Source organism: Haloplanus salinarum, from assembly GCF_024498175.1.
In the GTDB taxonomy this organism is placed as follows: domain Archaea; phylum Halobacteriota; class Halobacteria; order Halobacteriales; family Haloferacaceae; genus Haloplanus; species Haloplanus salinarum.
In genome coordinates, this window is the sequence record NZ_CP101823.1 from 408,927 (window position 1) to 435,252 (window position 26,326).

Genomic DNA, 26,326 nt, shown 5'->3' on the forward strand with positions numbered 1-26,326 from the left:
TATGGACGCCATCGAGATCGAGACGGTCGCGGAGGCGACGCCGTCGGACCCGGTGTTGATCGAGGGGCTCCCCGGCGTCGGCCACGTTGGCAAACTCGCCGCGGAGTACCTGCTGGAGGAGTTCGAGAGCGAACTCGTCCGCCGCGTCTACGCCGACGAGTTCCCGCCGCAGGTGAGCATCGACGACGAGGGTGTCGCCGAACTGGTCTGTGCCGAGTTCCACGCCGTCGAGACCGAGGGCCGCGACCTGCTCGTCCTCACCGGCGACCACCAGGCCGGGAGCAACGCCGGCCACTACCACCTCACCGAGGCGTTCCTCGACGTCGCCACGGAGCTCGGGACCGACCGGCTCTTCGCCCTCGGCGGCGTCCCCACCGGCGAACTCATCGAGGAGTACCACGTCCTCGGCGCGGTGACCGACGCCGACCTGAAGGGGGACCTGACGGACGCGGGCGTCGAGTTCCGCGACGACGAGCCCGCCGGCGGCATCGTCGGCGTCAGCGGCCTGTTGCTGGGGCTCGGCCGCCGTCGCGGCCTCGACGCCGCCTGCCTGATGGGCGAGACCAGCGGCTACTTGGTCGATCCCAAGAGTGCCCGGGCCGTCCTCGAAGTGCTGGAGTCGGTCCTCGGGTTCGAACTCGACTACGAGTCCCTGGAGGACCGGGCCGAGGAGATGGAGGAGGTCGTCGGCAAGATCCAGGAGATGCAAAACCAGAGCGCCCAGGTGCCGACCGACGACGACCTCCGGTATATCGGCTGAGCGGGTCGCCGCCGTCGGGAAACTCTTTACCGCGCGACTCCAACAGGGGGGCGTGCCTCTGGAGTGGGTGTCCCTGCTGCCGACGTGGCTGGTCGCCGGGGTCGCCATGGGCGTCGCCGTCGCCCTCCTGATCGCGGGCATCTTCGTCGCCGGGGATCGGCTCTTCCCCACCCCGTCGCCGGATCGGCGCCGCCGGATCGACGGGACCGACCGCCGTCGCGCGGAGATCCGGACCTACCTCGACACCGTCGGCGAGCGGTACGTCGAGGATGCGTCGGTCCACGCGGAGACGGTCGCTTTCTACCTGCCCGAACGGGCGGTCGCCATCACCTTCGATCCGCAGGCGTACTTCGCCATCGACGGGACGGACACACACGCCGTCCTCTGTGAGCACGAGATGCCCGCGTCGGCGCTCGGTCGGCGACTCCCCTTCGACGTGCCCGAGGCCGGACGCCGGCGGTCGACGGCGGGAGGCGAGTCGGTCGGCGCCGCGTTCTCGCGGCTCGGCCTCCAGCCGACGGCCGACGCCGAGGAGGTCCGAGCGGCGTATCGACGGCGCGTGAAGGACGTCCACCCCGATCAGGGCGGGGACAGCGAGTCCTTCCGTCGCCTCCGCGAGGCCTACGCGACGGCCAAAGAGCACGCTGACTAGCGTCACCGCTTTGGCCGTCGGGTCCCACCGGGCGAGCGTGCCCCCCTCGACTCCGCCGACGCAGGGCCGTGCGGTCCACCTCCCGTCGGCCGCGGCGCTCGTCGTCGCCGACCTCCACGTCGGCCGGGCCGCGGCGTCGAACGCCGGTCCCCTGCTCGACGAGCGCGCGGACCTCCGGGAGCGCCTCGCCGCGGTCGTCGCGGCGACCGATCCGGAGACGGTCGTTCTCGCGGGCGACCTGCTCCACCGGTTCGGGACGCCGCGGGCGCGGGCGGTCGGGACGCTCCGGACGCTCGCGGGGCGGATCCGGGCGGCCGGTGCCCGCCCCGTCGCCGTCGCGGGCAACCACGACGGCGGCCTCGACGACGCGTGGCCGGGGCCGGTCCACGACGCCTACCGACTCGCCGACGGAACCGTCGTCTGTCACGGTCACGAGGCGCCCGCGACCGACGCCGCGCGGTACGTCTGCGGGCACGTCCACCCGGCGCTGACGGTCGAGGGCGACAAGCGCGACTGCTTTCTCTGGACCGAGTCGGGGTACCGCGACCGGCCGACGCTCGTGCTCCCGGCGTTCTCGGCGGTCGCCGCCGGCGTCCGGGTCGAGCGACGTGACGACGTCGACTCGCCGCTGGTGTCGACCCTCGACGCGGCCCGTCCCGGCGTGGTCGCCGACGGGGAGACGCTGTGGTTTCCCCCACTTTCCGACCTGCGCCCCCACCTCCGGCGGCGATAGGATTTACTCGGCGGAGGTTCTCGACCGAGGTATGCAAGGACGGTCACGGCCACGGCGAAGAGCCGCCCCCCGCGTCGCCCGACGGCGCCCCGGGGAACGAGGACGTGGGCGGGGGTGGGGTGATTGACCGTGGACTACGAGGACGCCGACTTCGTCCGGGTGCTGGACGAGGACGGCGTCCCGGTCGACGAGGACGCGATTCCGGATCTGGACGACGGGACGCTCCTCGACATGTACCGCGACATGCGCCTGACCCGTCACTTCGACGAGCGGGCGATCAACATCCAGCGGCAGGGCCGACTCGGCACCTTCGCCTCGTGTGCGGGGCAGGAGGGCGCGCAGGTGGGCTCGACGTACGCCCTCGCCGACGACGACTGGATCCTCTATCAGTACCGCGAACACGGCGCGGTGGTCGTCCGCGACCTGGACGCCGGCTACCTGTCGTACTGGATGGGCCACGAGTCGGGCAACGCGACCCTCGCGGACAAACACGTCTTCCCGCTGAACATCACCATCGCCGACCACCTGCCCCACGCGGTCGGGATGTCGTGGGCGTCGAAGCTGAAAGGCGACGACCGTGCGGCGGTCGTCCACTTCGGCGACGGCGCCACGAGCGAGGGCGACTTCCACGAGGCGATGAACTTCGCGGGCGTGTTCGACACCCCGACGGTCTTCTTCTGTAACAACAACGGCTGGGCCATCTCCCATCCGGTCGAGCGCCAGACGGCGAGCGACACCATCGCGGAGAAGGCGGCGGCCTACGGCATGGAGGGCGTCCGCGTCGACGGGATGGATCCGCTCGCGTGTTACACGGTGACGAAGGAGGCCGTCGAGCGGGCCCGCGACCCCGACGACGACGAGACGCGCCCGACGCTGATCGAGGCCGTCACCTACCGCTACGGCGCCCACACGACCGCGGACGATCCGACCGTCTACCGCGACGAGGAGGAAGTCGAGCGTTGGAAGGACCGCGACCCGCTGGACCGGTTCGCGGCCTTCCTCCGTCGGACCGGCCGCCTGGACGACGACCGGGACGACGAGATCAGGGCGGGAGTCGAGGACCACGTCGCGGCGGTCGTCGAGGCGGCGGCCGAGGTGGAGGCCGACCCGGCCTCCATGTTCGATCACGCCTACGGCGACCTGCCGCCGGCACTCCGCCAGCAGCGCGCGGGCTTTCTCGACATCCTGGACCGCTACGGCGACGAGGCGTTCGTGCGGGACTGATCGTCGGGGTCGCCGTCCTCCTCGCCGTCCGCGAGCCGACGCTCGACCCGTTCGAACGCCTCGCGGGTGGCCCGGACCTCCTCGATCAACTCGGCCAGCTGGTCCGCGCTCGCGGGCCGGTCGCCGCCCTCGCCCTCGCCGCCCTCTCGCTCCGTCCGCTGGCGCTTCAACTCGGTGATGCGGTCGCGGACGGCGGGGGCGTCCGGGATGCCGTCGAAGGATATCTCGGCGCCGCTGCTGCCGGCCGTGCTGATCGAGATGGAGCCGTAGTCGAACTGCTTGCCCCAGAAGCTCCGGTTGAACTCCGTGTTCTGGATGCGGTCGAGGTCGACCGTCTCGATGTTGGTCGAGAAGATGCCCTGCTTGACGTACAGCGACTGGGTGGTGACCACGTACTCGGTGTTCTGGATCCGGAAGTAGGCGAAGGGCACCCCGAGGAGGATCAGGAAGCCGATCAACACGACGGTCAACACGAGGCCGGTCGCGATGGTGCCGTAGAGCGTCTCGAAGGCCGGCTGGCCGGTCCAGACGACCTCCTCGTCGGGGTCGAGCGAGAGCCACTCGGGCGGGGGTCCGTCGTCGACCGACGCCTCGCTCATCCGTCGCTCACCTCCCGGTCCAGGCGGTCGGCCGCCGCGCGCAGCGCGCCGAACTCGGTCAGGAGCGTATCGGCCGTCGCGGCGTCCAGTCCGGCCCCCGCGGGTCCCGACGACGCCGCGGCGAGCCCGCTTCCCCTCTCCGCGCCCACCAGCCGTCGGAGTTCGTCGCGGAGGGTCTCGGGGTCGTCGAGGTCGGTGAACCGGAGGTCGACGCCGTCGGTGCCCGCGGTGCTGATCGAGACGGCCCCGTAGTCGAAGAGGCGCCCCCAGACGTCCTTGTGGAGGGCGGTGCGCTCGACGTCCGCGAGGCCGACGCGCGTGACGCTCGTCGACAGGACGCCCCGCTTGCGGTAGCAGTTCCGGTCGGTGAGGACGTACTCGACGTTGACCGTCCGCAGGTAGCGCCACGCGACCCCGGCGACCGCCGGGAGCGCGAGGAGGACGGCACCGCCGACGACGACCGGCGTGGACAGGACGAGCGTCCGGCCGGCGAGGACCGCGCCGGCCGCGAGGAGAGCGATCCAGAGGGTCGCCGCGACGACCGCCGGCAGGACGCGACGCACCCGCGGCGCGCCCTCCCAGACGACCGTCTCGCCGGTGTCGAGCGAGAACCAATCGGGACGAGAGGCCATACGCGGCGTTCTCCGGCGAGGCTTGTAAACGTTGGTCGCGGGTTTCGGGCCGAGACACGCCCGGGGTCTCCCCGTTCTTTCGGACCCGCAGTCACACCCCCGATAGCGCCGCTGCTGCGGCCTCCCGCCCGCTCCGCATCGCCCCCTGAATCGACGACCACGCCGTGTAATCCCCGGCGAGGTAGACGGGACCCGACGGGTCGTCGACGGCCGGCAGGTCGTCGTGGACGCCCGGCGGCTGGGCGAACTGGGCGAACTCGATCCGGTCGGTGTGGACGTGTTCCAGCCCGCCGAACCGCCGCTCGGGGTACCACGCCGCGAGCGCCTCGCGGGTCGCCTCGACGAGCGCCTCGTCGGCCGTATCGAGCGCGTCGTCGCCGAGGAAGGTGGCACAGAGCAGTCGGCGGTCGTCGGGGGCGTAACTCGGCGCCACCGCGGAGAGCGGGACGACGGCGTTCGGCCGGTCGTCGGCCGCGTTCAGGTGGATCTTCCGCGCGTCGTCGAGGGCGGGTCCGTCGGGCAGGGAGAGATACGCCGTGACGGACGGCCGGGCGGCCGTGGGAACCGACGGCACGCCGGTCAGACGCTTTGCCGTCCGCGGGTCGGTGGCGACGACGGCGGCGTCGGCCTCGACGGTTCGGCGCTCGGTTTCGACGGTCACCCCGCCGCCGTCGGCCGTGACCGCGGCGACGGGCTCCTCGCGGTGGACCGTCGCCCCGGTCTCGCGGGCCCGCGTCGCCAACTGTTCGGGGACGGCGGCCATCCCCGCCGCCGGGAGGGCGATCAGCCCCTCGCTCATCGCCTTGAAGGTGTACTCGAAGACGCGCTTGGACGTCGAGAGCGACCGGTCGAGCATGATGCCGCCGTAGAAGGGCGCGACGAAGTTGTCGAGGTAGTCCGTGGAGAAGCCCCAGTCGCGGAGGTACTCGTCGATGGGGGCGTCGGGGCTCCCGAAGATGGCCGCCTCGTCGCGCCCGCCGACGTGCTGGCGGAGGGCGAGCGTCCGGAGCTTGTCGGTCGTCGTCACCTCGCGGTTGAACAGGGTGTCGGTGAGCGAGAGGGGGTCGCGCAGGGGATCCGAGAGCGTCGACCGCTCGCCGGGGCGGGCGATGACGGCGCCCGGCGAGAACGACTGCAGATCGAGCGCGGCGAGGTCGAGTTCCTCCCGGACGGCCGGATAGGCGGTGAAGAGGACCTGGAAGCCCCGGTCGAGGGTGAAGCCGTCCCGGCGGCGGGTCCGGACCCGGCCGCCCACCTCCTCGCGGCGTTCGAACACGGTGACGTCGGCGCCGGCGTCGGCGAGGTGTCGCGCGGCGACGAGCCCCGCCAGTCCGGCGCCCGCGACGGCGACCGACGGTGTGTCGTCCATACCGATCGGTCGGCCGGCGGGGGTAAAGAAGCCATGCCCATGGACAGGGATTTGCCCCTCCGGTCGCAACCGCCGGCATGGACACCCCCGAACGGCTCCTCGGGCTCGATTGCACGGCAACCGGCGAACGGTACGACCCCGGCCACGTCGGCCGGAGCGACGCCGGCGCACCGCTCGATCCCGTCTACGACCTCGACGCCGTCGATCCCGCGGCCCTGCCGGCCGATCCGGGATCGATGTGGGACTACGACGCGCTCCTGCCAGTCGACGCCGGGGACGCCGTCTCGGCCGCCGAGGGAGCGACGCCGCTGCTCGACGCGCCCGACCTCGCCGCGGACCTCGGCGTCGGATCGGTCCGTCTCAAGGACGAGGGCCGGAACCCGACGGGGACGGTCCTCGACCGGGGGCTCTCGGTCGCGGTGACGATGGCCGACCGGCGGGGGGCGGACCTGCTGGCGCTCGCGGCCGCGGGCAACGCCGGCCAGTCCGCCGCGGCCTACGCCGGCCGCGCCGGCATCGACTGTTACGCCTACCTCCCCTCGCGGGCCCCCTTCCCGAACAAGGCGATGGTGAACGTCCACGGTGCGGACATGCGCGTGACCGGCGGGCGCTACTCCGACGCGCTCGCCGCCCTCCACGACGACCTGGCCCGCGAGTGGTACTCGCTCCAGGAGTTCACGACGCCGTACCGCCACGACGGCTACCGGACGCTGGCCTACGAAGTGGCCGGCGCGCGCGACTGGACGGCACCCGACGCCGTCGTCGTCGGCGTCGGCACCGGCGAGACGTTGGTGGGGATCGAACGCGGCTTCCGCGACCTCGTCGCCCTCGGCTTGACCGACCGAGTGCCCCGAATCCACGCCGTCCAGGCCGAGGGCTGTGCGCCCCTCGTCGACGCCCACGACGACGACGGCGGGATCAGTGCGGTCGAGTATCCCGACACCATCTGCGGCGAACTCGAAATCCCCGAGCCCGCGGGTGGCGCCCTTGCCCTCGACGCCCTCGCCGCGAGCGGCGGCGAGGCAGTCGCCGTCGCCGACGAGGACCTCCTGGAGAGCGCGGTGGCGCTGACACAGCGACTCGGGACCGAAGTGGGCGCGACGGGCGGCGCCGCGGCCGCCGGCGCTTGGGCGCTCGCCGAGCGGGGGGAACTCGACGACGACGGGACGGTGGTGCTTGTCAACGCCGACGCCGGCGTGAAGACGGCCGACCTGCTCCGGAGCCACCTGATGGGCCAGGGCGTCTGAGAGTTCCCACCCGCCCACTCCGATATTCGGCGCGACAGGTTTATAGATTAGACGCGTCTAAATCGGGCCGAGTAGATGTTGAGCGACGTCATGGAGGACTATCTCAAGGCGATCTATCGGCTCCAGTCGGAGGGGGGGACGCCGGTCGCCACCTCCGCCATCGCCGACGAGGTCGGCAAGACGGCGCCGACCGTGACCAGCATGGTCGAGAAGCTCGCCGAGCGGGACCTGCTGGAACGCGAGAAGTACAAGGGCGTCGAACTGACCCCCGAGGGCGAGACGGTCGCTCTGGAGGTGATCCGTCACCACCGGCTGCTCGAAGCCTACCTCGCCGAGCACCTCGATTACTCGTGGACGGACGTCCACGCGGAGGCGGACGCGCTCGAACACCACATCTCCGAGGAGTTCGAGCGCCGGGTCGCCGAGGCGCTCGGCGATCCGGAGGTCGACCCGCACGGCGATCCGATCCCCGGGGCGGACCTGCATCCGCTCGACGGCGACGAGACCACGCCCCTGACCGACCACGACCCGGGCGCGCGGGTGGTCGTCGAGCGGGTCCGTGACCGCGACGAGGCGGAACTCGCCTACCTCGACGACGCGGGCGTCCGCCCGGGGACGGAACTCGAAGTCGTCGACGTCGCCCCCTTCGGTATGGTGACCGTCCGGATCGGCGACGGCGAACAGAGCCTCCCCGAGGGCGTCGCCCGGACCATCCGGGTGCGGCCGGTCGACGCGGACGCCGGCGATGGCTCCGACCGGGACGAACTCGAGGGGGTGAGCGGTGCGTGACGGGCTGGCTGGAGATCCTCACCGTCGCCTTCGTCGCCCAGCTCGTGGTGTTGCCCGGTGAGAAGGTGCAGTTCATCATCGCGGGGCTCTCGACCCGGTACAACCCGCTGGTGGTCGTGAGCGCGGCGGGCGCGGCCTTCGCGGGGTGGACCGCCCTCGAGATCCTGTTCGGCGAGGCGCTCCAGCGCGCCCTGCCGCCGCTCGTGCTCGAGCTCTTCACCGCCGGCCTGTTTCTGGTCTTCGCCGTCCTGCTCTACCGCTCCGCGCCCGAGGGCGGCGACCCCGAGCACGTCGACGCCGCGACGACCGACGGCGGGGTGACCTCGCTGTCGACGGAGTTCGAGCCACGGGTGTTCGGCCGGGAACTGCCCGACGCACTCGGCGGGTTCGTCCCCATCTTCGCGATGATGGCGGTCGGCGAGTTCGGCGACAAGACCCAACTGGTCACCATCGGCCTCGCCGCGCAGTACGGCGCCCACCCGGCCATCTGGGCCGGCGAGATGCTCGCCATCATCCCGGTGAGCCTCGCCAACGCCTTCTTCTTCCATAAGTTCTCCCACCGACTGGATCTCCGGAAGGCCCACTACTTCTCGGCGGGTCTCTTTGCCTTCTTTGCGGCGGACACCGTCCTGAGCATCGCCACCGGGTTCTCCGTCTGGGAGACGATCGTCGAGGCGGCGTCGACGGCCGTTCTGGCGCTGTTCTGACACGGCCGACAGGAGAAAACGCCAGCGTTTTTCTCGACGCCGCCGAGGCTCGACCCGTGCCGAACCCCCTCCCGTCGCTCCTAGCCGGCGTCGTCTTCGGCCTCGCGCTCGCGGCGCCGCCGGGACCGATGAACGCCGTCATCGCCGAGGAGTCCGTCAACAACGGCTGGGTCGCGGGCGCCCGGACCGGACTGGGCGCGATGACCGCCGACGCCGTCTTCCTCGTCTGCTCGTTGCTCGGCGTCGTCGCCTTCGTCGAGCGGTTCCCCACCGTCCGCGCCGCCATGGTTGGCGTCGGGGGCGTGCTCATGCTCTACTTCGCGTACGGGGCCGCCGCGGACGCCACCGGCGGGGTGGACGCGGTCCCGACCGACGGCGCCGCGACCCGCGCGACCACCGGCTTCCGGAAGGCGTTCGTCCTCGCGCTCACCAACCCCTACCAGATCCTGTTCTGGCTGACCATCGGCGTCGGGCTACTCGAACCCGGCCGGCTGGACGTCTTCGCGTACACGCCATACGTCGGCGGGGACCTCACGGGCCTGCTCGTGGTGCGGACCGGGAGCCCGGCGCTCATCGTCGGCTTCTTCCTCGGGATCACCGTCTGGATCACGGGCTTTCCCGCCGCACTCCGGGCGGCCCAGCGGCGGGTCGACGCCTTCGCCCCGGTCGTCGCCGGCGCCAGCGCCCTCGTCCTCGCCGGGTTCGGCGTGGTCTTCCTCGTCGACGCCGTCCGGACGCTCGCGTAGGACTCACCCCGTCGAGGACTCGTCGCCGTATCTCGCGAACTCCACCAGGTTGTCGTCCGGATCACGGACGTACACCGACGTGAGCGTCCCGACGGCCCCCGTCCGTTCGACCGGGCCCGCGACGATGTCGATCCCCCGGTCGCGCAGCTGTTCGATCACCGTCGGGATGGGCGTCTCCGTCAGGAGACAGAAGTCCCCGGCTCCGGGCGTCGGCGCCGCGGCCACGTGGTCGACGTCGTTGTCGACAGGGTGGAGGTTGATCTTCTGTGCGCCGAACCGCACCGCCTTCCGGCCGTCACCGAAGGTTCGGACCTCGGCGCCCAGATCCGCGTAGAACTCGCAGGTCCGTTCGACGTCCTCGACGGTGAGGACGAAGTGATCGATCCCGGTCAGCGTCGGTCGGTCGTCGGATTGGCGTGCCATGGGTTCCCTCCCGACGCCAACGGCATAACTGTCGCGCGCCGCCGGACCAAGCGTATTAGTCGCCCGCCCCCCGAGGGGAGGCATGGATCCGGATCGCTCCGCCCTCGATGCGGCCCTCGGCGACTGCGACGGCTACCTCGTCGACGCCGACGGCGCCGACTCGACCCAGCGGTATCTCTCGGGCTTCGACGCGCCCGACCCCTTCGTCACCTGCTACACTCCCGACGGCGTCCACCTCCTCGTCTCGGGGCTGGAGTACGGTCGCGCACGGACCGACGCCCGGGCCGACACCGTCTCGCGGCTCTCGGCGTACGACTACCGCGACCGGGTGAGCGAGGTCGGTCCCGTCGCCGGCCGGGCCGCCGTGGTGGCCGACTTCCTCGCCGACAGGGACGTGGCGTCGGTGACCGTCCCCGCGCGCTTCCCGCTCGGCACCGCCGACGGCCTGCGCGAGGCCGGCGTGACCGTTCGCGTCGACGACGACGACGCGGTGACCCGCATCCGCGCCGTCAAGACCGACGCCGAACTCGACCACGTCCGCCGGGCCCAGCGGGCGAACGAGCGGGCGATGGCGACCGCCGAGTCGCTGATCGAGTCGGCGACGGTCGTCGACGGCGTCCTCCACCGCGACGGCGACCCGCTGACCAGCGAGGCCGTCCGCCGGGCCATCGAGCGGACGCTGCTCGACGAGGGCTGTGCACTCGACGAAACCATCGTCGCCTGCGGGGCCGACGCGGCCGACCCACACGAGCGGGGGTCCGGCCCGCTGCGCGCCGACGAACCCATCGTCGTCGACATCTTCCCCCGGGACAAGGAGACGCGCTATCACGCCGACATGACGCGGACGTTCCTGCGGGGCGAGCCGGACCCCCGGCTCCGGGAGTGGTTCGCGTTGACCGACGAGGCCCGGCGGGCGGCGCTCGACGCCGTCGAACCCGGCGTCACGGGGGAGGCGGTCCACGACGCCGCCTGCGAGGTCTACGAGGCGGCCGACGTCCCGACGCTCCGGACCGACCCGTCGACCGAAACGGGGTTCATTCACAGCACCGGCCACGGCGTCGGCCTCGACGTCCACGAACTGCCGCGGATCGCCCCCGACGGCGACGAACTCGAACCGGGGAACGTGATCACGATCGAACCGGGGCTGTACGACCCACAGGTGGGCGGCGTCCGCATCGAGGACCTCGTCGTGGTCACCGCGGACGGCGCGGAGAACCTGACGGAGTACCCGGTCGAACTGATCGTCTGATCGCAAAGCACTTCCTTGCGGTGGATCCAGAGCCCGTGTGAACTGGCGGTACCGCCACACGGTTCTCGCGCTCTGTACGCTCGCGTTCACGTCGACGATGCTGGCGCGACTGGTCATCAGCCCGGTCGTCCCGGACGTGACCGGCCACTTCGGCGTCTCGACCGGAGCGGTCGGGCTCGCGCTCTCGGGGATGTGGGCCGCCTACGCACTCACCCAGTTCCCGTCGGGGGTTCTCGGCGACCGCTTCGGCGAGCGACGGGTGATCCTCGCCGCCGTGGGCATCACCGCCGCGGCCAGTCTGTCGCTCTCCCTCTCGCCCACCTTCGCCGTCTTCGCCGTCCTGACCGTCGTTCTCGGCGCCGGTGCCGGCCTCCACTACAGCGTCGCCACCACCCTGCTCACCAAGGAGTTCGACGACATCGGCCGGGCCATCGGCGTCCACGTCGCCGGTGGGCCGCTAGCGGGGCTGATCGCGCCCGTTGTCGCCACCGCCGTCGCCGTCCGCTTCGGCTGGCGGGCCGCCATCGCCGTCGGCGCCGCCGTTGCCCTCCCCGCGTTCGTGGCCTTCGCCTGGCGGGTCGAGCGGACGACGCCCGACCACCCCGACGAGCCGATGCGCGACCGGATGGCGGTCCGGCCGTTGCTCGAGTTGCTCTCCCGCCCGTCCATCGCGTTCACGACGCTCGTGGCCGGCATCGGCGCCTTCTCCTGGCAGGCGACCGCCTCCTTTCTCCCCACCTTCCTCGTCGCCTTTCGGAGCCTCCCCGAGACGACCGCCGGCCTGCTCTTCTCGGCGTACTTCGTCGTCAACGGGCTGGCCCAGCCGACGACCGGGTGGGTGTCCGACCGGATCGGCCGCGACGGCGCCGCGGCGGTGACGATGGCCCTCGGCGTCGTCGGGTACGCTCTGCTCGTCGCCGGGCCGCGGATCGCGCTCCTCCCCGCCGTCGTCTGTGTCGGCGTCGCGATGACGTGGGGGGCGCCCCTCCAGTCCCGCTTCTTCGACAAGTTCGAGGCCGACGAGCGCGGCGCCGCCTTCGGCCTCGTCCGCACCGCGTACATGGTGATCGGGTCGACCGGGAGCGTCGTCGTCGGCGTCCTCTCGGACGTGAGCGGGTGGGCGGCCGCCTACGGCCTGCTCGTGGGCGTGACGGGGGTGGCGCTCGTGGCCCTGCTGGCCAACCGGGCGTTCCGGCTGGGACTGTGAGCCCTCCCCGCGACCGCCCGCACCGAACCCCTTTTGATCGGTGAGGAGGAAGCACGGCGCATGGAGCTGTTGGTGGTCGGCGCGGGCGAGATGGGCCGCTGGGTCGCCCGGACCGTCGACCGACCCGTCGCCCTCGCCGACGTCGACGCCGCGGCCGCGGAGCGGGCCGCCGCGACCCTCGGCTCGGACGTTCGGGCGGTGTCGACCGACACGACCGAAACGTTCGCGGCCGTCTGTCTGGCCGTCCCCATCTCCGCCGTCGACGCGGCCGTCGAGCGGTACGCCCCCCGCGCCGAGCGCGCGATGTGTGACGTCACCGGCGTGATGGCCGCACCGGTGACGGCGATGCGGGTGGCCCTGCCCGACCGCGAGCGCGTGTCGATGCATCCGCTCTTCGCCGCGTCGAACGCGCCCGGGAACGTGGCCGTCGTCGCCGACGCCCCCGGTCCCGTGACCGACGCCATCCGGGCCGACGTCGCCGCCGCCGGCAACCACACCTTCGAGACGACCGTCGAGGAACACGACGCCGCCATGGAGACGGTTCAGGCGGGGGCCCACACCGCCGTCCTCGCGTACGCCCTCGCCGCGGCCGACGTCCGCGAGGAGTTCGCGACGCCCGTCTCCGCGGCGATGGACGACCTCGTGGCGACGGTGACCGGCGGCACCCCCCACGTCTACCGCGAGATCCAGGAGACGTTCGACGGCGCCGACGCCGTCGCGGCGGCCGCCCGGCGGGTCGCGGACGCCGAGGGCGAGGCGTTCGAGGACCTCTACCGCGAGGCCGGCGAATGATCGACCGCGAGGCCGTCCGCTCGAACGCGAAGTACCTCCGACAGGTGCGGCCGATCGATCCCGACGAGATCGCCGACTACGTCGACGGCCGACCGCATCCGGCGGCCGTCCGCCGGGTGCTCCGGGAGGAGGCCTACGACCTCGGCCTGTTCGAGCGCGAGGACGGCACCTTCGTCCCCGCGTCCGAGGACCCCGTCCCGGCGACCGACTGGGCGCCGACCCACCTCCCCGACCGGTACGTCGAGACCGTCGAGGACCTGCTGGTCGCCCGTTACGGCGCGAACTGGCACCGTGGCGGGACCGGTGACCGCCTGCGGGAGGTGATCCGGCGGCTGAAGGACGACTACTACCGCGGGAACCCCGTCGAGTACGACGCGGAGGTCGCGCTCGGCTACGCCCTCTATCACCTCCCCGACTACTACGCCGCCGTCGGCTACCCCCTCGGCGACCTGGTCGAGCGGTCGCTGCTCCCGCGTCGCCTCCGCGTCCTCGACGTCGGCGCGGGGGTCGGCGGCCCGGCGCTCGGCCTCCTCGATTACCTCCCCGACGACGCCGTCGTGGACTACCACGCCGTCGAGCCGAGCGCCGCGGCCGACGTCCTCGATACCCTGCTCGACGGAACCCGGCGCAACGTCCGGACGACGATCCACCGCGACCGGATCGAGGACTTCGCGTTCGGGGACGCCCCCTACGACCTGATCCTCGCGGCGAACGTCCTGAGTGAACTCGACGACCCGGTCGCCGCCGTCGACCGCTGTCTGGCGGCCCTCGCCGACGACGGCACCCTCCTCGCGCTCTCGCCGGCCGACCTCGAAACCAGCACGGGCCTCCGACGGGTCGAACGCGCCGTCGCCGACGACGGGGCCACGACCGTCTACGCCCCCACCCTTCGGCTGTGGCCCGGCGCCGCCCCCTCCGACCGCGGCTGGTCGTTCGACGAGCGGCCGCCGGTCGGGGCGCCCCGGCCACAGCGTCGCCTCGACGACGCCGGCACGGATGCCGGCACGTTCACCAACGAGACGGTGAAGTTCTCCTATACGCTCCTCCGGCGGGACGGGACGCGCCGGGTGGACGTCCGTGCCGACGCCGCCCGCCACGCCCGGATGGCCGACATGGAACGCCACGTCACCGAGCGGATCGACCTGCTGGCGGTGAAGCTCAGCCGGAACCTCGCCGACGACGGCAACCCCCTGTTCAAGGTCGGGGACGGGAGCGAGCGCCTCGAACACTACGCGGTGTTGACGCGCGAGTCGGGGCTGAACCGTCCGCTCCGGGACGCCGACTACGGGGCCGTCCTCCGGTTCGAGAACGCCCTCGCGCTCTGGAACGACGACGAGGGGGCGTACAACCTCGTCGTCGACGACGAGGCGGTCGTCGACCCGGTGGCGTAGGGTTCGATTCGCCGTGCCGCCCTCGCCCGCCGCCTGGGCCGGAGCGCCTAACTCGGCGGCTCCCCCAGGGGAGGGCATGGACGAGCCACACGTTCTCCTGACGAACGACGACGGCATCGACTCCGTGGGGTTCCGGGCGCTCTACGATGCGCTCTCGACGTTCGCCGAGGTGACGGCCGTCGCCCCGAATGGCGACCAGAGCGCGGTCGGACGAGCCATGTCGCGGGAGGTCGACGTCGAGACACACGACCTCGGCTACGCCATCCACGGGACGCCCGCGGACTGCACCGTCGTCGGCCTGGAGGCGCTCTGTCCCGACGTGGACATGGTGATCGCTGGCTGTAACCGCGGAGCCAACCTCGGCGCGTACGTCCTCGGACGCTCGGGCACCGTCAGCGCCGCCGTCGAGGCCGCCTTCTTCGACGTGCCCGCCCTCGCCGTCTCGCTGTACGTCCCCGGCGCGGACGGCGAGTGGCAACACGCCGCCGACGAGACGCGGGACTACCGCAACGCCACCGAGGTGACGACGTACCTCGTCGACCACGCCCTCGGCGCCGGCGTCTTCGAACAGGCCGACTACCTGAACGTCAACGTGCCCATCCACGAACCCGGCGACGACCTCGCACCCATCGAGATCACCGAACCGTCGAGGCTCTACGACATGCGCGCCGAACGCGACGGCGACCGGATCAGCCTCACCGACAACGTCTGGGCGCGGATGCACGAGGGGACCCTCCCCGATCCCCAGGGGACCGACCGCCGGGCCATCGTCGAGGGCCGGGTCAGCGTCTCGCCCCTCACGGCGCCACACACCTCCGAGCACCACGAGGCGCTCGACGCCCTCGCGGAGACCTACCGGTAACTCCTTTGCTCGACCGCTCGCAACCGACGGGCGATGGATGACGCCTTCGTCGACCTGCTGAACCGGAACCTGGAGCACGCCGCGGCGTTCGCGGATCGGTTCGACGACGTTCAGGACGTCCAGCGCCCGCCGGTCGTCACCGTCTGTTGTTCCGACTCCCGGGTCCTCCAGGACCACATCTGGGGGAACGACCGACCGGGCCACCTCTTTACCTGTGGCAACATCGGCAACCGCGTCGTCGAGCGCACCGACGCGGGCGAAGTGGTCTCGGGCGACGTGCTCTACCCGATCGCACACACGGGGACCGAAACCGTCGTCGTCGTGGGACACACGGGCTGTGGGGCCGTGACCGCGGCCTACGACGATCTGACCGACGGCGTCGACGAACCGCCGGGGATCGCGCGCTGTCTCGACCTGCTGGAGCCACATCTGGAGGCGGGCATCGACGCGCTCCCCGACGACCTGGGTCGGGCGGCCGCCATCGACCGCCTCGTCGAGTACAACGTCGACCGGCAGGTCGACGTCCTCGTCCGGAGCGCCGACGTCCCGGCCGCCGTCGACGTGCTCGGCGTCGTCTACGACTTCCGGGACGTCTACGCCGGCCGGCGGGGCGAGGTCCACGTGATCAACGTCGACGGCGAGCGTGACCCCGCGGCGCTGCGGGCGGCCCATCCCGCCATCGAGGAACGGATCGCGCGGCTGTGGACGTACTGACCGCGACCCGTCGCGGCGCGCTCGGGACAAGCGCCGCCCCGGCCGTCGCAGCGGTCGTCCTACCGGCTCTCGCGCTGCTCCACCTTGTTCAAATGGATAAAATTCACCATACGGAGTGGAGAACCGAACGACCGATCAATCGTGCCAAGCGTGACGAAAATGCACACCCCTCACCGTTCTCGTGAAAACAGCAGTCGCAATTCTACGCGATGAGGTCGCTCGGTTCGGTGGCTCCGCTTTCGAGTAGTTCGCCGTCGAACGTAGCGAGCGTGGCGTCGAGGTCGTCGGCCAGAGCGAGGAGAACGCAATCGAGTGTGTACAGCAGCGTGTCCTGTTGCAGACTGTACGCGGAGATCTGGTCGCTGATTTCTGGTGCGTAAATCTCGACTTGCGTGTAAATGTCGGAGAGTACGTCCTCGACTTTGTCCTGTTCGACTTGCTTTTTTTTCGTCATTACCGACCGAATCTCCATGAGATTCAGGATGGACGTACAGAAGTCGTGATCCTGATTGAGAAACTCCGTCGCAACGTCTCCTCGGGCGGGTTCGTCGGTCAAACTGGCGATGAAGCCGTTCGTATCAACCAGGACTTTCATCGACGCTCGCGCACGTCTCGAACCGCTTCGACAGAGTCGATATCGACATCTGCCAGCCGTCCGGAGAGTACATCTCCGAGTTTGGCCGGTGTGCCGTCAGCCTCGTCACCGGAGTTAGCCCAGTCGGGCGGAGTCGCATAACTTCCCATAGATCCGAATAGGACTAACTGACATAAATCCCTTCGGACAGTACGTGAAGTAAAACCGTTTGTTTGGTAGAGAGCATTCCACCGGCTGGGTCACTCGGTTCAGGGGGTCCGAGACGGGGTAGCATCTTCCGATTGCCCATCGAGCCCAAAATTCGCAAGGTGGCGTCAAGAAGCGACGAACTAACCCACTAATATGCGGCTATAAGCATTGTAACAGCCGCTCTGCCGGTTATCGACTCTCCCTTTGCTCTACTTTGTTCAGCTCGATCAACAGCCGGAAGATGGCCTTCACGAGGTTCGCGTCGACGTCGAAGTGTTCGGCGTTCTCGCCCGCCCGCTCCATCACGCGGGCCTCCTGTGACTCGTCGGTCGTCGGGAGGTCCCGCTCCTCTTTCACCTCGGCGACCGTGCCCGCGACGTAGGTCCGGCGGGCGATGAGTTCGACGAGTTCGCGGTCGATCCCCTCGATCTCCTCGCGGAGTTCCGCGAGGGACATCTCCTCGGTCGCGTCGTTCATTCGATCACCCGTGCGCCGTCCGTTCGTGTCGTCGTCATCCATGTGTCTCCGGTCCGTTGATTCCAGCGTTCGCACACCTGTTCCAGTTCCTCGCGGTCGCCCACGGCGACGACGCTCGGTCCCGTCCCCGAGAGCGAGACGCCCGCGGCGTGGGGCATCGCCTCGACCGCCGGTTCGGTCGGGAACTCGAGGGCGGCCGAGAACGCGAGTCCGTTGACGGTCATCGCCGCGCCGTAGCGCCCGTCGAGCGCCAGGTCGGCGACGAGGCGGGCCATCGGCGCCACCCGCGCGCACCGCTCCACGTCGGCGTCGGCCGAGAAGGCCCGCGCCGCCGGCGTCCACACGAGGACGTCCCACTCGACGGCCTCGCGAGCGAGCAGGTCGTCCGCGTCGTTGTCGGTGACGGTGACGCCGCCGAGCATGCTCGCGCTCGCGTCGTCGAACGCGCCGGTGACGGTGACGCCGGCGTCGCGGGCGGCCTCGACGCCGATCCGACAGGCCGCCTCGCGGTCGAGCGGGGCGTCCGTCGCGTCCGCCGCGGCGGGTGGCTCCGCGCCTCCCGCGGACCGTGACTCCGCGCCTCCCGCGGACCGTGGCTCCGCGCCTCCCGCGGACCGTGGCTCCGCGCCCTCCACCGGCACGTCGAGCGCCGACAGCGTCGCGAGCACCGTCGCGTTCGCGGCGGCGCTCGAACTCTTCAGCCCCGCGGCCATCGGCACCTCGCTCTCGGTGCGGACGTGACCGCCCTCGCCGTCGCCGAACCGCTCGACGACGCGCTCGACGGCGCGGCGGATCAGACGGGTGTCGGCGTCCGGTACCCCCGCAATCTCGCCGTCGACGGTCCCGGAGTCGTCGAGTTCGACCCGGGCGGTCGTCTCCGCGTCGATGGCGAAGGCCGATCCCATCCCCGTCGACAGGGCGTTCAGGATCGTCCCCGCCCCGAGTGCGGCGGCCTCGCCGTACATACCGAAGCCCCCGCGGAGCGGACAGTTATGTGTGCCGGTCTCACCGGACGAACCGACATCCCAGCAGTCCCGCCACCCCGCCCGTGGCCGCCGTGGCGACCCCCGCGAGCAGGAGCGGGCCGACGGCGCCCACGAGCGGGTACGTCTGGTCGGTTCCGGGCCCCGAGACGAGGGCGACCCCCGCGAGGCCCGCCCCGGCCAGCACGAAGAAGCCGACGAGCGAGCCGCCGGCGGCGACGGCGCCGGCCGTGCCGTCGTCGACGAACCGCGATCCGGAGAGCAGTCCGACCGTCGCGGCCAGGACCGGCCCGGCGAAAAACAGCGTCACCGTGGTCTGCAGGGCCGAGAGCGCCACGAAGACGGGGCCGAACGTCTCCGGGGCGTTGCCGGTCGCCCCCGTGACGAACTGGGTCCGCGCCCAGTCGGTGCCGACGAAGCCGACGACGCCGAGGGCGACGCCGACGGCGGCGAAAGCGGTGACGATCAGGGCGACCTGTCGGCGCGCGACGGGGCGGGTCGACTGCCGGGACACGTCAGGGTCTCCACAGCCACAGCCTGTCCAGCGGCTCGGTCCAGTCGACGCGCTCCTCCCACGCCACCTCGGAGGGCGCGGCGACGAGGACGAACGGCCCCGCCCTGATCAGGAAGGCGTAGGTCACGTCACCGTCGGCCTCGTAGTACACCCGATCCCACCGATCCCGGCCGAACGAGTAGCTCCCCTCGCGACTGACCGCGGTGTCGTAGAGGCGCTCGGCGGCCTCCCCGGCCGCTGCCACGTCCTCGTACCGTTGGACGAACAGGGACGTGTGATCGTAGTCGAGGGGCTCGAGGTCGGTCGGTTGCTCCGCCTCGTCCGGGACGGCGTAGCTCACCACGTACGCGAACCCGGTGCGACCGGTCGCCTCGCCCACCGATCCGAACTGCGTCCGCTGGCGGGCCAGCAGCTCCGCCCCCTCGTTCGTATCGTTCGCGTCGTCGTCGCCGAAGGGGTCGCGTTCGACGTACCGTGGGCCGCCGTAGGCGTACCCCGCGTATCCCGACGAGTGGTAGACCTCGAACAGGCCCGGATCCGCCTCGTCGTCGTCCGTCTCGTCCTCGCCGTCCTCCTCGTCAGGCGTGTCGTCGTGGAGGTGTCGGTAGAGCCGCGCGTCGACCTGCCGGTCCGAGAGGACGCGGCGGACGAACAGGTCGCTTCGGATCCCCCTGAGGTAGTCGTAGAGCCGTTCGAGTTCCACGTCGACCCGGTCGAGATCCCCCCGGCCCCCGAACCGGCGGATCGTCTCGACGTGGGCGTCGACCTCGTCGCGCATCTGTCCGGGGAGACCGAAATGTCCCCCGAGTTCCGCCTCCGCGGTCGCGACGGCCTGGTCGGTCGCCCGCCGGACGAGTTCGAGGTTGCCGGCGTCGAACTCCGAGGAGTCCCGGACCCGCTGGACGGTCGCCATCGCGTTGCCGAGGACGCGCCGATAGGTTTCGATCGCGTCGTCGTACTCGGTCGCGAACCACTCGATCTCCCCGTACGCCCGTTCGACTTCGGTCGCGAGCTGCCGGTTCGGAACCGACGGCTCGGTCTGCTGTGCCGGCTCGTCTCCGTCGTCGGTCGCCGGGCCAGCCGTCTCGGCGTCGACCAGCGCCTCGTCGACCGCGGTTTCGGTCCCGGCGGCCGTCTCGGGGTAGTCGACGTTCGATCGTCCGGCGGACAGACAGCCGCCGAGCCCGACCGCCGTCCCGGCCAGCAGCGCCCGCCGAGTCCACTCCATGACCGCGACAAGGGAGCCCCCCGGTAAATAATGTCCGGCCCCGGTATCGAACGTGAGAGCGGCCCGGCCCAGCCGACAGACTCAACGGGGATCGGTGCCGACCGCGAGCCATGGGTACGCCACTGGCGTCGCGCGAGGCGCAGGCCACCGAGGTGGTCGACCGACTCTCCGCGGAGTATCCCGACGCGACCATCTCGCTGAACTACACGAACCGGTTGGAGTTGCTCGTCGCCGTCGTCCTGTCGGCGCAGTGTACCGACGAGCGGGTCAACGAGGTGACGGCCGACCTCTTCGAGACGTACACCGACGCGGCGGACTACGCCGCGGCCGACGAGGACGAACTCGCCGACGACATCTACGGCATCACCTTCCACAACAACAAGGCGGGTTATCTGAAGTCCATGGGCGAGACGCTCGTCGCGGAACACGACGGCGAGGTACCGGACACGATGGCCGAACTCACCGACCTCTCGGGTGTCGGGCGCAAGACGGCGAACGTGGTCCTCCAACACGGTCACGACGTCGTGGAGGGAATCGTCGTCGACACGCACGTCCAGCGGCTCTCCCGACGGCTCGGCCTCACGACCGAGGAGACGCCGGAACGGATCGAGGCGGACCTGATGGACCTGGTGCCCGAGTCGGACTGGCAGCAGTTGACACACCTGCTCATCAGCCACGGGCGGGCGACCTGTGACGCACGGAACCCGGACTGCGAGGACTGCGTCCTCGAGGACGTCTGTCCGTCCTCGAAGTTGGATTCGGACGTCGACCTCGCGAGCGGCGAGGCGTGGTAGCGTAACGTCCGCGTCTCACACGCTACAGGACGTGCAACTGGAAATACCGGAGGACGCCGACGAGGTAGGCTCCGAGCCAGAAGAGGACGTAGCCGAAGACGCCGACGCGGAGGCGCCCGCGCCACGCGCTCATGTTCTCGTGGAGGTCGTTCAGATCGACGTCCTGATCGGGGTCGCGATAGAGATCGGCCGCGTATTTGGCCTGAAAGATGCGGACGATACCCGTCATCGCGAACGCGAGCATCGCGTAGGCCTGGAGGCCGAGGACCGCGTGGAGAACTGCCAACCCGCCGAACTGGTCCATCAGCCGCGGCGCCATCCAGCCGACCACGGGCACCGTCGTCAACACCAGCCCGACCGAGATGTACTTCAGGTGCCTCGTCAACACGCTCCACGTCACCGTGTCGTTGTCCAACACGATCCACGCGCCGTAGAGGTAGAAGGGGAGGCTCGCGGTCACGGCGAGGCCGGCGAGGGTCGCCACCGTCGCGTCCCGTACCATCGTCGACCGTTGGGATGGGGTGGTTAAAACGGACCCGGCTCGGGGGAGAGGTCGGAAAGCGTATGCCACTCGGGACCCAATGCGAACCGATGGCTGAACCGTCACCGTCGTCGACCGACGGGTCCGACGACGCACCCGAGGACGTGCCGGCCACGGCCGACTCCGGCGGGGACGACCCGACGGCGGGGGATACGGACGTCGAGGCTCTCCGCCGCGAGGTCGAAGAGAAGTACGACTTCGAGGACTTCGGCCCCAGCGACATGGCGAAGATGAGCGCCGAGGAGTGGGAGGCGGCGTTCGATCCCGAGACGTGGATCGTCGGCGCGGAACTGCTCGACCGGGTGGAGGCTGACCTCAAGAGCCGGATCGCCACCCGCGAGGTGTTCGCCGTCCTCGAACGCTACGAGGACGAGGGCGAGGAGCGACTGGTCGCCTACTCCGACGAGGGGTACGCCATCGTCGGCCCCGACGGGAGCGTCGAGGGACGGGGGACGGTCCTCCGGGACGTGAAACCGACGGTGGCGCTGTGTTCGATGGACTCCTACGAGGTGCCCGACGCTCCCGACGACGTCTCCCTGCCAGCCCCCGACGACGTACCGGAAGGGACGGGTCAACTGGGGAACAACCTCCTCCAGGTGGTCGCGCTCGCCCAACTGCTGACGGGGATCGGACTGATCGGCGCCTGGCTGTTCACCGACGCCGTCCCCGCGCCGGGCGGGTACGTCAACCTCGTGCCGCCGCTCATGGGGCTGATCTTCGTCGGCATCGGCGTCTTCCTCTTTGCGGTCGTCGCCAATGCCCGGCTCTCGGATCGCTTCCGGGCCGAGGAGTTCCGCGACCGGCTGCGTGCGACCGGCGTCGACGACGGCGACCGGCCCGATTTCCTCCCGCCGCTGGAGGGGTCGGAGACGGCGCCGTCGCGGGGGTCGACCGCCGGCGACGAGGCCGGCGAATCCGGCTGACGACCGCTGGGGAGTCGGTGGGTTTAAGCGCGTTCCATCCTCAGTTTCGACCGTATGAAGAGGCGGGATTTCCTGAGAGTGGCCGGTGGGTCCGCCGCCGCCGGAACGGCCGCCGCGACGGCGACGCCAGCCGCCGCACAGGCGTCGTTCGACGGGTGGATGAGCGACGTGGGCAACTACAGCGAGGTGGCCGACGCGACCGGCCAGGACGAGGTGACGATCACCGTCGGCGCCCAGGGCAACGGCGGGAACTTCGGGTTCGACCCCGCGGCCGTTCAGGTCGACCCCGGGACGACCGTCGTCTGGGAGTGGAACGGCGAGGGCGGTCAGCACAACGTCGTCGCCGAGGAGGGCGGCGACTTCGAGAGCGAGCTCACCGCCGAAGCCGGCTTCACCTTCGAACAGACCTTCGAGGAGGCGACAGTCGCCAAGTACTACTGCCAGCCCCACCGCGGCCTCGGCATGAAAGGCGTCGTCGTCGTCGGCGAGATGCCCGGTGGCGGTGGCGGCGGTGGCGGCGAAGGCGGCGGCGAGGGCAGCGGCGAGGTCGACCTCCACACCCTCGGCGTCCCGATTCAGGCCCACTGGGTGGGCGGCGCGACGATGCTCGGCATCATCGTCTCGCTCGTGTTCACCTTCTACGTCCTGAAGTACGGCGAGTCGCCGAACACCGGAACCGGGAGGGGAGAGTAGATGTCGTCCAGCGGCAGTACCTACGGCGACATCCACCGGTACGAACCGGCCCGGGAGAGCACGGCCGCGGCCATCGCCATCGTCCTCCTGACGGTCATCGAGGTGGTGTTCGTGTTCATGTTCGCCTACGGCCTCGTGAGCGGGTGGGGCCTGACCGAGACGGGCAACATGTTCCTCGGCGCCATCCTAGCCGTCATCTTCGTCGACCTCGCGTTCATCCTCGCGCTGTACCGTAAGGAGTTCCTCCCCGACGTCGTCATCGTCAAGAAGCGACGCCGGAAGTGGGAGGACCTCTACATCCGCGAGGAGGACGTCGACGGGGAGGCCCTCGGCGACGGCGCGTGGGACACCGTCAAACGCGCAGTGTACCCCTACTACAAGCGATAACCCATGAGCTTAGAAAAGAAAGACGAGATGGACCACGAGGGGTGGATGAAACGGAAGGACCTGACCCCCGTGGAAGCCACCTTCCTGACGGCGCTGATCTGGATGGACAAGCGGCTCCGCATCGTCGACTACCTGGAGCTGCTGGAGAACCTGTACTACAAGGTCAACCTCCAGATGCCGAAGAGTCACACGGAACAGTACGACCTGGACAACAAGTTCTGGTACTGGTACCCGCTGTACGCGCTGGGGTCGTTCTCGACGCTCGCGTACATCGTCGCCGCCGTCAGCGGCGCGTTGCTCGGGTTCTACTACGCCCCGGCACAGGCGGGCGACCCCAGTACGGCGTACAACTCGATCACGTTCATCATGACCGACCTCCAGTTCGGGTTCATGCTGCGGTCCATCCACCGGTGGTCGGCACAGGTGATGGTCGCGGCCGTGTTCCTCCACATGCTCCGCGTGTACTTCACGGGCGCGTACAAGGAACCGCGGGAACTCAACTGGCTGCTGGGCATCGTCCTCATCAGCCTGACGATGGTGTTCGGGTACACCGGTTATCTGCTCCCGTGGGATCAGCTGGCCTTCTGGGCCGGCCAGATCGGCGTCGAGATGTCGCTGTCGATCCCGCTCGCCGGCGAGTGGATCGCCCAACTGCTGTTCGGCGGCTTCACGCTCAGTCAGGCGACGCTCCAGCGGATGTACATCCTGCACGTGTTCCTGCTCCCATTCGTCGTGACGACGCTGATCGCCATCCACATCGGTATCGTCTGGGTGCAGGGCATCGCGGAACCCCACTGATCATGACCGAGACAGATTCCACCACGGACGACGCGGACGCTCGCACCGACGGCGGCGGCCCGGGGATCGTCGCCCCGGACGACGAGACGCCGACGTGGCGCGAGCGAAAGGAACGGACGACGGGCCTCTCGCGGCTCACCTACGAGTATTTCGAGCGCGCACGGCGCGAGGACCAGGACCTGCGGACCGAGTCCGACTACGTCGAGCGTGACGTGCTCGCCTTCCCGACGTGGCCCCACGAGACGGTCCGGAACCTCTCCATCGCGGCCTTCTTTACCGGGATGATCTTCTTCCTCTCGGCGACGATGCCACCACACATCGGCTCGCCGGCCAACCCGAGTTCGACCCCCGCCATCATCCTGCCGGACTGGTATCTCTACTGGTCCTTTGGCCTGCTGAAGCTCGGCCCGCTGAACCCCGACCTCGCCATCCTCGGCGGGCAGAAACTCACGGCCGACCGCACCTACGGGGTGCTGGCGAACGTCGTCGTCGTCGGCGTCATCGCCATCGTACCCTTCCTGAACAAGGGTTCCGCGCGGCGTCCCGTCGAACAGCCGTTCTGGTCGGCCGTCGGCGTCGGCGGCGTCGTCTTCGCGCTGACCATCAGCCTGCTGGCGATCAAGAACCTGATGCCGATGAACGTCCACCTGCTCTTCGATCTGACCTTCCTCCTCCCCATCGTGGCGACGACGGTCACCTACGCCGTTCTGAAGACGATGCGCGAAGGGTACATGTACGACCTCAACCGTCGGTACTACCGGCTTCGGCCGCCGAAGTGACCGACGGTCGATGACCGATTCTTCGGACGACGAGGCGAGCGGCGAGTCCGCCGACGTCGACGGACCCACGACCACCGAGGGCGGCCGCCGCGACGTGGTCGTCCCCATGCGCCTCTACAAGACGGTCACCGTCTTCTCGACGCTCATCGCCGTCGCCGGTGTCGTTTTCGGGTTCGTCCTGCTCGACGCGGCGACGATCAGGCTCAGCCTCCTGCGACGTCTCCTGATCGGACTGCTCGGTGCTCTCGGCGTCACGCCGCCGTCGACGGTACTGAGCGCGGTCCTCGCCGTCGCGGGGCTCGTCTCCATCACCGTCGGCGCCGGCGTGTACGTTCTCGGGACGCGGTTTCGCGCCCGCGGAATGGGAAACCCTCAAGAGGACGCCGACGAATCCTCAGATAATGGCTGACGAATTCATCAAGGGGCTCGGCATCTTCACCGGCGCCGGCCTCGGCTGGATCGTGCTCGCCGGCTGGTACCGCACGCCGAGTTTCGAGAGCACCCGACAGCTCGTGAGCCCGGTGTCGCCCACCCCGGCGAACGCGGACCTGTTCAACCTGCTTGCGATCGGGCTGATGGACGTGCTCTTCTGGTTCGCGCTCCTCGGCCCGCTGGCGTTCTGGGTTCTGCTCCCCGCCGCCAGACAGACGCGCAAGGCGGTCGAAGATCGGCGGAACGCCTGAAAGCGGGACGCGAGCGACGGCGCTCTTTTCGACGACCGACGGAACCGGCTTCGGTGCTCGGGCGTCACGACGCCGGAATCCGGTGAAAAAAGCCGACCCGTCGTCGTACGGATTATTGTACCTGTTCTCCGGTGGTTCGCCGGGACAGTCCGGCGAACCACCGGTACTGACTTACAATGAACAGTATCAGACGATGGCGCTCCAGACGGGTTCGATGACGACGAACAGGCTCTGGTAGCCTGCGTACAGCAGGGCGAGCAGCGACGCCGCGACGGCGCCCTTGGGGCGTTCGAAGGTCATGTCGTTTCGGGCCTCGACCTGCCGGGACTCGAACTCGAAGAAGTCGGTCAGGAGCAGGCCGACGGCGATGACCGACATGACCATCCCGCCGTGCGGCTCGACGAGCAGGAACACGAACGAGGCGAGGACGAGCAGGATGGTCGACAGCGAGTGGGGGAGGTACCGGCTCAGTTCATCGGCACCGTCATCGACCTGCGCGGCATGGACGGAGTGGGCCCGAATCCGCGTGAGCATGTTCACCACCACCAGCGCCAGCACCACGTGCGCGATGTACGGTTCGAGCGCGTCGAGAGCGCCGACCGGGACGACGAACTGTAGCGGTTGCATGGTTCAAACTGGGCCGGTG

Annotated in this window: 33 protein-coding genes; 22 read left to right on the plus strand and 11 right to left on the minus strand. The window is 70.1% G+C overall.

Annotation, left to right across the window (positions count from 1 at the left end; genetic code table 11):
• Position 1: 1 nt before the first annotated feature.
• The 4 genes from NO364_RS02090 (at position 2) to pdhA (ending at position 3,369) form a co-directional block, all read left to right on the plus strand.
• The gene (locus NO364_RS02090; RefSeq protein WP_157688939.1) at positions 2-760 is read left to right on the plus strand and encodes a proteasome assembly chaperone family protein; all 759 of its coding nucleotides are present in this window, start codon (positions 2-4) and stop codon (positions 758-760) included.
• A 106-nt stretch (positions 761-866) separates the two neighbouring features.
• Complete coding sequence (locus NO364_RS02095) at positions 867-1,412, plus strand: J domain-containing protein (protein ID WP_420191868.1); 546 nt, start codon at positions 867-869, stop codon at positions 1,410-1,412.
• 37 nt (positions 1,413-1,449) lie between these two features.
• On the plus strand, positions 1,450-2,145 hold the full coding sequence (locus NO364_RS02100; RefSeq protein WP_157688936.1) for a metallophosphoesterase: 696 nt from the start codon (positions 1,450-1,452) through the stop codon (positions 2,143-2,145).
• A 123-nt stretch (positions 2,146-2,268) separates the two neighbouring features.
• Positions 2,269-3,369: a pyruvate dehydrogenase (acetyl-transferring) E1 component subunit alpha gene (gene pdhA, locus NO364_RS02105; RefSeq protein WP_420191784.1), complete on the plus strand. Its 1,101-nt coding sequence runs from the start codon at positions 2,269-2,271 to the stop codon at positions 3,367-3,369.
• On the opposite strand, the gene NO364_RS02110 is transcribed toward pdhA, so the two are convergent.
• From NO364_RS02110 to NO364_RS02120, 3 genes are all read right to left on the minus strand, one after another.
• Positions 3,339-3,968, minus strand: a complete 630-nt coding sequence (locus NO364_RS02110) for a PH domain-containing protein (protein WP_257628411.1) — start codon at positions 3,966-3,968, stop codon at positions 3,339-3,341. The genes pdhA and NO364_RS02110 overlap by 31 nt on opposite strands.
• The gene (locus tag NO364_RS02115) at positions 3,965-4,600 is read right to left on the minus strand and encodes a PH domain-containing protein (RefSeq protein WP_257628412.1); all 636 of its coding nucleotides are present in this window, start codon (positions 4,598-4,600) and stop codon (positions 3,965-3,967) included. Before NO364_RS02115 ends, NO364_RS02110 begins: the two co-directional genes overlap by 4 nt.
• A gap of 91 nt (positions 4,601-4,691) precedes the next feature.
• Positions 4,692-5,969 carry an NAD(P)/FAD-dependent oxidoreductase gene (locus NO364_RS02120; RefSeq protein ID WP_257628413.1) on the minus strand — a complete coding sequence of 426 codons (1,278 nt, stop codon included), beginning with the start codon at positions 5,967-5,969 and terminating at the stop codon, positions 4,692-4,694.
• A 77-nt stretch (positions 5,970-6,046) separates the two neighbouring features.
• On the opposite strand from NO364_RS02120, the gene NO364_RS02125 reads away from it, so the two are divergent.
• The 4 genes from NO364_RS02125 to NO364_RS02140 all read left to right on the plus strand — a co-directional run bounded on the left by NO364_RS02125 (position 6,047) and on the right by NO364_RS02140 (position 9,458).
• Positions 6,047-7,216, plus strand: coding sequence for a pyridoxal-phosphate dependent enzyme (locus tag NO364_RS02125; RefSeq protein ID WP_157688925.1), 1,170 nt, complete (start codon positions 6,047-6,049; stop codon positions 7,214-7,216).
• A 75-nt stretch (positions 7,217-7,291) separates the two neighbouring features.
• Positions 7,292-8,005 carry a metal-dependent transcriptional regulator gene (locus NO364_RS02130; protein ID WP_157688923.1) on the plus strand — a complete coding sequence of 238 codons (714 nt, stop codon included), beginning with the start codon at positions 7,292-7,294 and terminating at the stop codon, positions 8,003-8,005.
• Complete coding sequence (locus NO364_RS02135) at positions 8,002-8,712, plus strand: TMEM165/GDT1 family protein (protein ID WP_157688921.1); 711 nt, start codon at positions 8,002-8,004, stop codon at positions 8,710-8,712. The genes NO364_RS02130 and NO364_RS02135 overlap by 4 nt, the downstream gene beginning before the upstream one ends.
• A gap of 56 nt (positions 8,713-8,768) precedes the next feature.
• Positions 8,769-9,458 (plus strand): LysE family translocator, encoded by a 690-nt coding sequence (locus NO364_RS02140; protein ID WP_157688919.1) that lies wholly within the window; start codon positions 8,769-8,771, stop codon positions 9,456-9,458.
• Between the two features lie 3 nt (positions 9,459-9,461).
• Here the strand turns inward: NO364_RS02140 and NO364_RS02145 are convergent, their stop codons facing one another.
• Entirely contained in the window at positions 9,462-9,881 is a 420-nt protein-coding gene (locus NO364_RS02145) for a VOC family protein (protein WP_257628414.1), read from the minus strand.
• Positions 9,882-9,963: 82 nt separating this feature from the next.
• Between NO364_RS02145 and NO364_RS02150 the strand changes: the two genes are divergently transcribed.
• The 6 genes from NO364_RS02150 to NO364_RS02175 all read left to right on the plus strand — a co-directional run bounded on the left by NO364_RS02150 (position 9,964) and on the right by NO364_RS02175 (position 16,096).
• Positions 9,964-11,130, plus strand: coding sequence for a M24 family metallopeptidase (locus tag NO364_RS02150; RefSeq protein ID WP_157688915.1), 1,167 nt, complete (start codon positions 9,964-9,966; stop codon positions 11,128-11,130).
• A 37-nt stretch (positions 11,131-11,167) separates the two neighbouring features.
• Positions 11,168-12,337, plus strand: a complete 1,170-nt coding sequence (locus NO364_RS02155; protein ID WP_257628415.1) for an MFS transporter — start codon at positions 11,168-11,170, stop codon at positions 12,335-12,337.
• Between the two features lie 60 nt (positions 12,338-12,397).
• Entirely contained in the window at positions 12,398-13,129 is a 732-nt protein-coding gene (locus NO364_RS02160; RefSeq protein WP_257628416.1) for a prephenate dehydrogenase/arogenate dehydrogenase family protein, read from the plus strand.
• On the plus strand, positions 13,126-14,520 hold the full coding sequence (locus NO364_RS02165) for a small ribosomal subunit Rsm22 family protein (protein WP_257628417.1): 1,395 nt from the start codon (positions 13,126-13,128) through the stop codon (positions 14,518-14,520). Before NO364_RS02160 ends, NO364_RS02165 begins: the two co-directional genes overlap by 4 nt.
• A 76-nt stretch (positions 14,521-14,596) precedes the next feature.
• Entirely contained in the window at positions 14,597-15,382 is a 786-nt protein-coding gene (gene surE, locus NO364_RS02170) for a 5'/3'-nucleotidase SurE (protein ID WP_157688907.1), read from the plus strand.
• A 33-nt stretch (positions 15,383-15,415) separates the two neighbouring features.
• Complete coding sequence (locus NO364_RS02175; protein WP_157688905.1) at positions 15,416-16,096, plus strand: carbonic anhydrase; 681 nt, start codon at positions 15,416-15,418, stop codon at positions 16,094-16,096.
• 202 nt (positions 16,097-16,298) lie between these two features.
• Here NO364_RS02175 and NO364_RS02180 read toward each other — a convergent pair whose 3' ends face one another.
• The 5 genes from NO364_RS02180 to NO364_RS02200 all read right to left on the minus strand — a co-directional run bounded on the left by NO364_RS02180 (position 16,299) and on the right by NO364_RS02200 (position 20,082).
• Positions 16,299-16,691 (minus strand): type II toxin-antitoxin system VapC family toxin, encoded by a 393-nt coding sequence (locus NO364_RS02180; protein WP_257628418.1) that lies wholly within the window; start codon positions 16,689-16,691, stop codon positions 16,299-16,301.
• A 378-nt stretch (positions 16,692-17,069) separates the two neighbouring features.
• Positions 17,070-17,357, minus strand: coding sequence for a chorismate mutase (locus NO364_RS02185; protein WP_157688903.1), 288 nt, complete (start codon positions 17,355-17,357; stop codon positions 17,070-17,072).
• Positions 17,354-18,322 carry a shikimate kinase gene (locus NO364_RS02190; RefSeq protein WP_257628419.1) on the minus strand — a complete coding sequence of 323 codons (969 nt, stop codon included), beginning with the start codon at positions 18,320-18,322 and terminating at the stop codon, positions 17,354-17,356. Before NO364_RS02190 ends, NO364_RS02185 begins: the two co-directional genes overlap by 4 nt.
• A 40-nt stretch (positions 18,323-18,362) precedes the next feature.
• Positions 18,363-18,854, minus strand: coding sequence for a hypothetical protein (locus tag NO364_RS02195; protein WP_257628420.1), 492 nt, complete (start codon positions 18,852-18,854; stop codon positions 18,363-18,365).
• A 1-nt stretch (position 18,855) separates the two neighbouring features.
• Positions 18,856-20,082: a hypothetical protein gene (locus NO364_RS02200; RefSeq protein WP_257628421.1), complete on the minus strand. Its 1,227-nt coding sequence runs from the start codon at positions 20,080-20,082 to the stop codon at positions 18,856-18,858.
• 110 nt (positions 20,083-20,192) lie between these two features.
• Between NO364_RS02200 and nth the strand changes: the two genes are divergently transcribed.
• A complete protein-coding gene (nth, locus tag NO364_RS02205) occupies positions 20,193-20,876 on the plus strand; it encodes an endonuclease III (RefSeq protein WP_157688895.1) in 684 nt (227 codons plus the stop codon).
• Positions 20,877-20,898: 22 nt separating this feature from the next.
• Here nth and NO364_RS02210 read toward each other — a convergent pair whose 3' ends face one another.
• On the minus strand, positions 20,899-21,378 hold the full coding sequence (locus NO364_RS02210) for a DUF7321 family protein (RefSeq protein WP_157688893.1): 480 nt from the start codon (positions 21,376-21,378) through the stop codon (positions 20,899-20,901).
• Positions 21,379-21,467: 89 nt separating this feature from the next.
• Between NO364_RS02210 and NO364_RS02215 the strand changes: the two genes are divergently transcribed.
• From NO364_RS02215 to NO364_RS02245, 7 genes are read left to right on the plus strand one after another with little or no spacing between them, the layout of a single operon-like run.
• On the plus strand, positions 21,468-22,340 hold the full coding sequence (locus NO364_RS02215) for a DUF7319 domain-containing protein (RefSeq protein ID WP_157688891.1): 873 nt from the start codon (positions 21,468-21,470) through the stop codon (positions 22,338-22,340).
• A 54-nt stretch (positions 22,341-22,394) separates the two neighbouring features.
• The gene (locus tag NO364_RS02220; RefSeq protein ID WP_157688889.1) at positions 22,395-23,033 is read left to right on the plus strand and encodes a halocyanin domain-containing protein; all 639 of its coding nucleotides are present in this window, start codon (positions 22,395-22,397) and stop codon (positions 23,031-23,033) included.
• Positions 23,034-23,420, plus strand: coding sequence for a DUF7318 family protein (locus NO364_RS02225; protein ID WP_157688887.1), 387 nt, complete (start codon positions 23,034-23,036; stop codon positions 23,418-23,420).
• A gap of 3 nt (positions 23,421-23,423) precedes the next feature.
• Entirely contained in the window at positions 23,424-24,218 is a 795-nt protein-coding gene (locus tag NO364_RS02230) for a cytochrome b (RefSeq protein WP_157688885.1), read from the plus strand.
• 2 nt (positions 24,219-24,220) lie between these two features.
• Positions 24,221-24,997 carry a cytochrome b family protein gene (locus NO364_RS02235; protein ID WP_257628422.1) on the plus strand — a complete coding sequence of 259 codons (777 nt, stop codon included), beginning with the start codon at positions 24,221-24,223 and terminating at the stop codon, positions 24,995-24,997.
• Positions 24,998-25,007: 10 nt separating this feature from the next.
• The gene (locus tag NO364_RS02240) at positions 25,008-25,406 is read left to right on the plus strand and encodes a DUF7315 family membrane protein (RefSeq protein ID WP_257628423.1); all 399 of its coding nucleotides are present in this window, start codon (positions 25,008-25,010) and stop codon (positions 25,404-25,406) included.
• Entirely contained in the window at positions 25,399-25,680 is a 282-nt protein-coding gene (locus tag NO364_RS02245) for a DUF7314 family protein (protein ID WP_157688882.1), read from the plus strand. The genes NO364_RS02240 and NO364_RS02245 overlap by 8 nt, the downstream gene beginning before the upstream one ends.
• A gap of 186 nt (positions 25,681-25,866) precedes the next feature.
• On the opposite strand, the gene NO364_RS02250 is transcribed toward NO364_RS02245, so the two are convergent.
• Positions 25,867-26,307: a DUF7313 family protein gene (locus NO364_RS02250; RefSeq protein WP_257628424.1), complete on the minus strand. Its 441-nt coding sequence runs from the start codon at positions 26,305-26,307 to the stop codon at positions 25,867-25,869.
• Between the last annotated feature and the right edge of the window lie 19 nt (positions 26,308-26,326).

Coding starts and splice junctions, on each gene's coding strand:
- NO364_RS02125 (WP_157688925.1), top strand. CDS start 6,047: ATGGACACCCCCGAACGGCTCCTCGGGCTCGATTGCACGGCAACCGGC.
- NO364_RS02200 (WP_257628421.1), bottom strand. CDS start 20,082: ATGGAGTGGACTCGGCGGGCGCTGCTGGCCGGGACGGCGGTCGGGCTC.
- NO364_RS02235 (WP_257628422.1), top strand. CDS start 24,221: ATGACCGAGACAGATTCCACCACGGACGACGCGGACGCTCGCACCGAC.
- NO364_RS02210 (WP_157688893.1), bottom strand. CDS start 21,378: ATGGTACGGGACGCGACGGTGGCGACCCTCGCCGGCCTCGCCGTGACC.
- NO364_RS02175 (WP_157688905.1), top strand. CDS start 15,416: ATGGATGACGCCTTCGTCGACCTGCTGAACCGGAACCTGGAGCACGCC.
- NO364_RS02130 (WP_157688923.1), top strand. CDS start 7,292: ATGTTGAGCGACGTCATGGAGGACTATCTCAAGGCGATCTATCGGCTC.
- NO364_RS02160 (WP_257628416.1), top strand. CDS start 12,398: ATGGAGCTGTTGGTGGTCGGCGCGGGCGAGATGGGCCGCTGGGTCGCC.
- NO364_RS02095 (WP_420191868.1), top strand. CDS start 867: ATGGGCGTCGCCGTCGCCCTCCTGATCGCGGGCATCTTCGTCGCCGGG.
- NO364_RS02185 (WP_157688903.1), bottom strand. CDS start 17,357: ATGAACGACGCGACCGAGGAGATGTCCCTCGCGGAACTCCGCGAGGAG.
- NO364_RS02120 (WP_257628413.1), bottom strand. CDS start 5,969: ATGGACGACACACCGTCGGTCGCCGTCGCGGGCGCCGGACTGGCGGGG.
- NO364_RS02240 (WP_257628423.1), top strand. CDS start 25,008: ATGACCGATTCTTCGGACGACGAGGCGAGCGGCGAGTCCGCCGACGTC.
- NO364_RS02230 (WP_157688885.1), top strand. CDS start 23,424: ATGAGCTTAGAAAAGAAAGACGAGATGGACCACGAGGGGTGGATGAAA.
- NO364_RS02150 (WP_157688915.1), top strand. CDS start 9,964: ATGGATCCGGATCGCTCCGCCCTCGATGCGGCCCTCGGCGACTGCGAC.
- NO364_RS02250 (WP_257628424.1), bottom strand. CDS start 26,307: ATGCAACCGCTACAGTTCGTCGTCCCGGTCGGCGCTCTCGACGCGCTC.
- NO364_RS02165 (WP_257628417.1), top strand. CDS start 13,126: ATGATCGACCGCGAGGCCGTCCGCTCGAACGCGAAGTACCTCCGACAG.
- NO364_RS02145 (WP_257628414.1), bottom strand. CDS start 9,881: ATGGCACGCCAATCCGACGACCGACCGACGCTGACCGGGATCGATCAC.
- NO364_RS02220 (WP_157688889.1), top strand. CDS start 22,395: ATGAAGAGGCGGGATTTCCTGAGAGTGGCCGGTGGGTCCGCCGCCGCC.
- NO364_RS02215 (WP_157688891.1), top strand. CDS start 21,468: ATGGCTGAACCGTCACCGTCGTCGACCGACGGGTCCGACGACGCACCC.
- NO364_RS02115 (WP_257628412.1), bottom strand. CDS start 4,600: ATGGCCTCTCGTCCCGATTGGTTCTCGCTCGACACCGGCGAGACGGTC.
- NO364_RS02190 (WP_257628419.1), bottom strand. CDS start 18,322: ATGTACGGCGAGGCCGCCGCACTCGGGGCGGGGACGATCCTGAACGCC.
- NO364_RS02245 (WP_157688882.1), top strand. CDS start 25,399: ATGGCTGACGAATTCATCAAGGGGCTCGGCATCTTCACCGGCGCCGGC.
- NO364_RS02225 (WP_157688887.1), top strand. CDS start 23,034: ATGTCGTCCAGCGGCAGTACCTACGGCGACATCCACCGGTACGAACCG.
- NO364_RS02090 (WP_157688939.1), top strand. CDS start 2: ATGGACGCCATCGAGATCGAGACGGTCGCGGAGGCGACGCCGTCGGAC.
- nth (WP_157688895.1), top strand. CDS start 20,193: ATGGGTACGCCACTGGCGTCGCGCGAGGCGCAGGCCACCGAGGTGGTC.
- NO364_RS02180 (WP_257628418.1), bottom strand. CDS start 16,691: ATGAAAGTCCTGGTTGATACGAACGGCTTCATCGCCAGTTTGACCGAC.
- NO364_RS02110 (WP_257628411.1), bottom strand. CDS start 3,968: ATGAGCGAGGCGTCGGTCGACGACGGACCCCCGCCCGAGTGGCTCTCG.
- surE (WP_157688907.1), top strand. CDS start 14,597: ATGGACGAGCCACACGTTCTCCTGACGAACGACGACGGCATCGACTCC.